At 38.6% G+C, this 6,325-nt stretch carries 7 protein-coding genes; 3 read left to right on the forward strand and 4 right to left on the reverse strand.

What is annotated here, in order from left to right; genetic code table 11:
* Nucleotide 1: 1 nt before the first annotated feature.
* Both rpsG and rpsL read right to left on the reverse strand, forming a co-directional pair.
* Nucleotides 2-472, reverse strand: a complete 471-nt coding sequence (rpsG, locus tag ABDH28_05715; GenBank protein MEN2998515.1) for a 30S ribosomal protein S7 — start codon at nt 470-472, stop codon at nt 2-4.
* 9 nt (nt 473-481) lie between these two features.
* Nucleotides 482-856 (reverse strand): 30S ribosomal protein S12, encoded by a 375-nt coding sequence (rpsL, locus tag ABDH28_05720; GenBank protein MEN2998516.1) that lies wholly within the window; start codon nt 854-856, stop codon nt 482-484.
* Nucleotides 857-984: 128 nt separating this feature from the next.
* Here rpsL and rplI point away from each other — a divergent pair, with 128 nt between their 5' ends.
* Entirely contained in the window at nt 985-1,431 is a 447-nt protein-coding gene (gene rplI, locus ABDH28_05725) for a 50S ribosomal protein L9 (GenBank protein MEN2998517.1), read from the forward strand.
* A 3-nt stretch (nt 1,432-1,434) separates the two neighbouring features.
* Entirely contained in the window at nt 1,435-2,928 is a 1,494-nt protein-coding gene (ppcA, locus tag ABDH28_05730; protein MEN2998518.1) for a phosphoenolpyruvate carboxylase, read from the forward strand.
* Nucleotides 2,929-2,947: 19 nt separating this feature from the next.
* On the opposite strand, the gene ABDH28_05735 is transcribed toward ppcA, so the two are convergent.
* The gene (locus ABDH28_05735) at nt 2,948-3,781 is read right to left on the reverse strand and encodes a carbohydrate ABC transporter permease (GenBank protein ID MEN2998519.1); all 834 of its coding nucleotides are present in this window, start codon (nt 3,779-3,781) and stop codon (nt 2,948-2,950) included.
* 16 nt (nt 3,782-3,797) lie between these two features.
* Nucleotides 3,798-5,921, reverse strand: a complete 2,124-nt coding sequence (locus ABDH28_05740; protein ID MEN2998520.1) for a sugar ABC transporter permease — start codon at nt 5,919-5,921, stop codon at nt 3,798-3,800.
* A 119-nt stretch (nt 5,922-6,040) separates the two neighbouring features.
* Between ABDH28_05740 and ABDH28_05745 the strand changes: the two genes are divergently transcribed.
* The coding region (locus ABDH28_05745; GenBank protein ID MEN2998521.1) for a hypothetical protein at nt 6,041-6,325 on the forward strand (285 nt) is incomplete at its 3' end.

Below are 6,325 nucleotides of genomic sequence, written 5' to 3' on the forward strand. Positions count from 1 at the left end.
GCTACCATCTATAGTGTGCGAAGGCCTTATTAGCCTCAGCCATCTTGTGCATCTCCAACTTCTTCTTTATCGCATTCCCCGTCTCATTATACGCATTCACTATCTCATCCGCTAACTTCTGAAACATCGGCCTTCCCTGCTGCTCCCTACATGCTCCAACAAGCCATCTCAAGGCCAAGGAAAATGCCCTCCCCTCCCCAACCTCAACAGGCACTTGATACGTCGCTCCTCCTACCCTCCTAGACCTAACCTCAAGCTGTGGCTTAAGGTTCTCTACCGCCTTGCTCAAAACCTCTATCGGGTCCTTCTTCAACCTCTCACCCACTATATCAAGTGCCTTATAGGCTATCTTCTGCGCTTTCAACTTCTTCCCATCCCTCATCAGAATGTTTATAAGCTTACTCACAACAACACTACCATATCTGTAATCCGGTAAAACCTCATGTCTCCTATACGCCTTCTTCTTCCTCATACCCACCTCCTACGACTTCGGCCTCTTCGCACCATACTTGGACCTGCTACTCCTCCTCCCTTCTACCCCAAGAGTATCCAACGCACCCCTTATTATGTGATACTTCACACCAGGTAAATCCTTCACCCTACCCCCCCTCACTAACACAATAGAGTGCTCCTGAAGATTATGCCCAATACCGGGAATGTACGCAATAACCTCCACCTTGTTAGAAAGCATAACCTTCGCAATCTTCCTTAATGCAGAGTTCGGCTTCTTCGGCGTCATCGTCGTAACCCTCACGCAAACACCCCTTTTTTGCGGACAGCCCCTCAATGCAGGCGCTTTACTCCTCTTCCTAACCCTCTCCCTCCCCTTCCTCACAAGCTGATTTATCGTCGGCATACCAAAACTCCACCAAAAACCACAATTATTTTAGAAAAAAACACTACACACTTGCAAATCACAAAAGGCCCTAAATTGAAAAAACCTGCTTAAGACTTCTAAAATTTTTGTTCACAAGAGAGGTTCATATGAAAGTAATACTACTAAAGGATGTAAAGGGATTAGGCAGAGTTGGAGAGATAAAGGAAGTTGCAGACGGATATGCAAGAAACTTCCTCATAAAAAATAAACTAGCCCTTGAAGCAACAGACGGAAATGTAAAATTTGTTAAGTCCCAAATAAAAACTCTTGAGAAGAAAAACGAAAGAAAATTTGAAAATGCTAAAGAAATGAAAGACACCATAGAAAGCATCATGGTAAAAGTAAAAGCAAAAGCTGGCGAAGGCGGAAGACTCTTCGGCTCCATAACCTCCGAAGACATAGTAAAAGCTCTCAAGGAGCAACACAATATAGAACTTGACAAGAAAACTGTTGAAATGGAAAATCCACTAAAGACACTTGGTGAACATGTGGTAACTGTGAAACTTGGTATGAATATACATGCAAAACTCAAAGTAACTGTTGAGGAAATATAAAAAATGAGCAGGAAAATACCAAGAACAATGTCCACCCAACATCCCGATAATGCAAATGTTCCCTTCTTCTCAAACAGTCCAATCCTACAAGGAGAGGACGAAATAAAGGAAGCATATTATGCTTTCTCCTACTTAGGAACCGATGAGGTAATGTGGGATGTTGAAGGCAAGGAAACCGACGAGTTTGTCATAAGAAAACTTGTTACAGATTATCCCGAGTTTTTCAAAAAAAATGTGCTTGGCAACGATGTGTTTATAACCCTAAGGGTCCCAAACCCTAACTACGAGAAAGCAGAAGCAAAACTACTAATAGAAACCCTTGAGAGTATTCCGAGATCCTACGACACTGCCCAAGTCTTCTACAAGGACCCCAATATTATACCAATATTTGAAGTGATAGTTCCGATGGCTGATCTAGAAACAATAAACAGAGTTTACTACTACTACAAAAACATAGTTATTGGAAAAGAAGAAAAACTTTTTTGCAACACCAACCCACATCTTAAGCTTAAAGATTGGATAGGAGAGTTTAATCCAAAAAAGATAAATGTTATACCTCTCTTTGAGGAAATAGAAGAAATAGTTTTTTGCGACCAAACTTTAAAAAAGTTCCTAGAAGACAAGATGGAAGAGACAGAATATCAGAGAGTCTTTCTAGCAAGATCAGATCCAGCAATGAATGACTCATCGTTAAGTGTCATAATAGCCATAAAACTAGCACTAGAAAAACTTTACGAGCTCCAGCAGAGCATAAAAATTCCAATATATCCAATCCTCGGATGTGGAACCGCTCCGTTCAGGGGTAACTTTTCACCAAGAACTTACAGACTTGTCCTAAACAATTACCCAAGCGTAGCAACCTTTACAGTGCAATCTGCATTCAAGTATGATTTCCCTATAAAAGAAGTTCAAAGAGCAATAGAGAACATAAGACTAACACCTATCAAGCCTCCTGATCATGTAAGTAGCAAAGATAGACTATTAGCAATAATGAAAAAAGTTTCTAGAAGGTATAAAAGTGAGCTAAACGAAATAGCAAACTTAGTTAACAACTTAGCAATATTCGTTCCGAGAAGAAGAGCTAGAAAAATCCACGTAGGACTTTTTGGATACTCTAGGCAAACAGATGAAGGGCTACCTCTTCCAAGAGTGATATCATTCTGCGCTGTCTTGTATTCTCTAGGTTTGCCACCAGACATTCTTGGACTATACGAGCTAACTAGAGAGGACATAAAATACGTAGAATCAGTTTTCCCAAGATTTAGAGAGAAAATGTCAGAAGTTCTATCTATGTGGAATGACGAAGTTTTAGACCTTCTGCCAGCTTCCATAAGAAGCGAAATAAGAGAAACAGTAAAAAGATTTGATTTTACTCAGAACAAGGAACACCTTGAATTCTCAAGAGAACTTGTAAGAAGGGTCAAAGAATATAAACTAGATACCAAAATAACTGACCTAATAGTAGCTTCAGCGAAAACTAGAAATTTTCTGGGGTAAAGGGCTTAAAGATCAAGAGCTACTCCTTCACCGCTCCTAAAGTCACACTCTCTACTAACTCTTTCCTTATATACATAAACAGAATTACCACAGGTATGGACACTAACACAACTGCTGCAGAGAATCCCGAGAGATCATTGTTATCAAGCATTGATTTTATACCTGGCGGTAGAGTATATAAAGTCACATCTGAGAGAAATACAAAGGAGATAGCATACTCGTTCCAACAAGTTACAAACGAAAATATGAACGATGTTGCTAAAGCAGGCCTAGCGATAGGTATAAGAACATAAGCTATAAGCTGAAGCAAATTCGCGCCATCAACTTCAGCAGCTTCTTCCATGTCATGAGGAACAGTATCAAAAAATCCCTTAAGTATCCATATTGAGAAAGGTAGAGTTGTTGCCAGATACGCAAATGAAAGTCCGTGTAACGTTCCTATAAGCCCTAGAATTGACGCAATTACTAGAAATGGCACTATCATCATCGCTATCGGGAAAAGCTGAGTTATCAGAAGAGATAAGAGAAAAGACCTTTTGCCTGGAAATTCATACCTTGATATTCCATAGCCCGCCATAAAGCCAATGAAAGTGCTTACGAAAGCAACCCCACTAGCAACAATAAAACTGTTAAGCAACCACCTTAAGAAATTCGGATCACCCAAAATGTAAGCATAGTTTGATAAAGTCAGACTATCAAAGTGAAAGTTACCCTTCAATATCTCAGAAAATATCAACCTTATCACATCTCTAGAGTAAAAAGAAACAAGAATTACCCAAAATACTGGCAAAAGCAGTACAATAATTGAGGTTACCAACAAAGCTTGAACCAAAATGTAATTAATCCTTCTCATAAACTCTCCTCCCAAGCTAGTAGGTTCTTTCTGTAAGCTTTGTTATTTTAGCAAATGATAATATGTAAATAAGCAGTATCGCAAAGACTAATACTGAGTAGGCAGCAGCATATCCATACGTAAACACCCTAAGGTCAGGTCTTGATACAAAGTCATATATCCTCGTTATCAATATGTCATAAGCATCATTACCACGAGTGTAGAGAAACACAATATTAAAGTTGTTGAACGTCCATATTGAGGATAGAAGCACAGAAGGAAGCAATGTAGGCCTTATAAGAGGCAGATAGATTGAAAAAAGTCTAGTAAACCAGTTTGCACCATCTATCAACGCAGCATCTTTTACAGACTCTGATATTCCCTGTAATCCACTTAGGGTTACTATCATTATAAACGGAAACGCGTACCAAGCACTAACAAAGCATATTGATAAAAAATAAACCGAACTGTTTGCATGAATATCAAATCCCTCAAGTCCTATCGCATCAAAAAGCTGTTTAAACACTCCATATTGTCCTAATGCCTCTCTCCAAAGCAATGCACTTATGTACGTTGGTATAACCCACGGCAAAATAAGCAATACTTGATACACCCCTCTAAGCTTTATTTTACTATCATTAAGTATTACAGCAAATGTTACTCCAAACACTAGTTGCAAGGCCACTGAGAAAAATGTGTATAAAAAAGTATTCACCAAAACGTCGTAAAAACTACCAAAGTTTATTACAAAGAACGGAGATCTCTCAACAATCTCCCTAGCCCATTCAAAACCCACTCTAGAAAGAATATGATTGAAGTTAAGAATATCTTGGTAATTCAAAAAACCCACAAACTGCCTTGCAAGATTTAAGTCCGATAAATACCTAGAAAGAGATGTAAAACTCATTATTATCGTGAAAAAGAAAGGAATACCTATTAGAACGACTACCAAAAGCAGTGCAGTTATTATGAAGGCATAAACCACACTATAGTTGTAGAAAGCATTCAACCACTTCTCAAGTCCCCCTCTAGCAAAATAGTAGAAAACTCCTATACTACACAAGATAATGGTAACAAAGAAGACAGTAAAAGTATTTTTGAAGATACCCAGGTAGTATCCCAGAGAAGATTCATCAGTAGAAATCTTACCATCACTCTCAATAAATCTTAGTGACCTTATGTCTCCAACATTCTGCGAGCTTGCATCAAGAAATCCCTCTTTTTCAGTAGCTATCCCCTTTTCGCCAAGTTTCGTAAACAGAACTTCAGAAATTTTTGCAATCTTCTCTGCCTTCTCCTTAACCAAAGCATCAATAAGCGGAATGCAGAAGTTTATTACTAAAACACCCACTAACAGGATAATTCCTATACCAATGTATACTCTAAGTTTCTCTGGGAAAAACCTCAACAGTAAAAACACCGTAGAAAGAATGACGGAAATTACCAAAAGCATAACAAAGGTTGGTATCGGAAATATAGGAGGCTTTTCTATATAAGCAACACCAACTGTCAAGTCACTGTCTTTAAATGTAAAAGCCTTCACCACCCTGTCATATCCTACAAAGAATCCTCTCTTTCTCTCCTCGACTACAAAGTTGTTTTCCGTAGAATCTTTCTTGACCCTAAAGATGTTGTTTATCATAGTAGTTTGTGAATTCAGAGCTTCTAAATCTGAAGAAGCCACAAGCTTTTCACCAAGTATAACTTCCACCCCCCAGAGATTCTTGCTAAAAAGTTCAGCTTCATCCTTAGGATTACCATACTCAGCAACAATCTCACTCAAAACTACCGAGAAATCCTTCAGTTTGTTCTCCGCCTGCTGTTTACCTAAGGCATCTACTTTCTTCTTCTTAGGTTCTACTTTCTTAACCTTCTCACCAAACAACTCAAATCCACTGCTCTCTGGCTCTTCCTCAAGAAATGAAAGCCAGGATTTACCCGTCTCCTTCTCCTCTGCCCCAACCCCAAACTTTTCATAAACAAGTTTTGAAGTATTCATCAGTAACGCAATTACTGCCTCCGTCTCAAAGTTCTCAACAGCATTAACCAAAATGGAAATATATACCCCCAGCAAAACTAGCATCAAAGCAACCGCCGACAAACCAGCAACAAAGATCCTCTTTAAAGGACTAAAATCATATCTCTTGATAAAGAATTTCATATGGAACCCCGTCGTTCCAGTCCGTTACTGATTATTAACGATCATAGCTTCAAATTCAAGAACTTCGCTTTAAAACAACTAAATTGTAATCATCTACTGTCAATGCATACAATTCAAATATGAATGGGAGAATCGTTCAGTGCAGTAACCTACAAAGAGATGTTCTTTTGTCTATCTCTAAAGATGTTGTTGAGCTAATAAGAATCAGTTCTCAAGAGTTATTTAGTGAACTGTTCGGTAACAGATATTTCAACACTTTGGAGAAATTATTCTTAGTGGGTAATAATCTATTCGGATATGAAAATGTGTGCGTTTACATTGACGAAGAGAAGAATTCACCAATCGGTATAATACTCTTTTTTGATGACAGGAAAATACGCGAACAAAGCATAAACACAGGCCTT

This window comes from Brevinematia bacterium (genome assembly GCA_039630355.1).
Lineage (GTDB): Bacteria > Spirochaetota > Brevinematia > DTOW01 > DTOW01 > SKYB106.

Excerpts from the sequence above, each read along its gene's own strand:
- ppcA (MEN2998518.1), top strand. The coding sequence starts at position 1,435 with ATGAGCAGGAAAATACCAAGAACAATGTCCACCCAACATCCCGATAAT.
- rpsL (MEN2998516.1), bottom strand. The coding sequence starts at position 856 with ATGCCGACGATAAATCAGCTTGTGAGGAAGGGGAGGGAGAGGGTTAGG.
- rplI (MEN2998517.1), top strand. The coding sequence starts at position 985 with ATGAAAGTAATACTACTAAAGGATGTAAAGGGATTAGGCAGAGTTGGA.
- ABDH28_05740 (MEN2998520.1), bottom strand. The coding sequence starts at position 5,921 with ATGAAATTCTTTATCAAGAGATATGATTTTAGTCCTTTAAAGAGGATC.
- ABDH28_05735 (MEN2998519.1), bottom strand. The coding sequence starts at position 3,781 with ATGAGAAGGATTAATTACATTTTGGTTCAAGCTTTGTTGGTAACCTCA.
- rpsG (MEN2998515.1), bottom strand. The coding sequence starts at position 472 with ATGAGGAAGAAGAAGGCGTATAGGAGACATGAGGTTTTACCGGATTAC.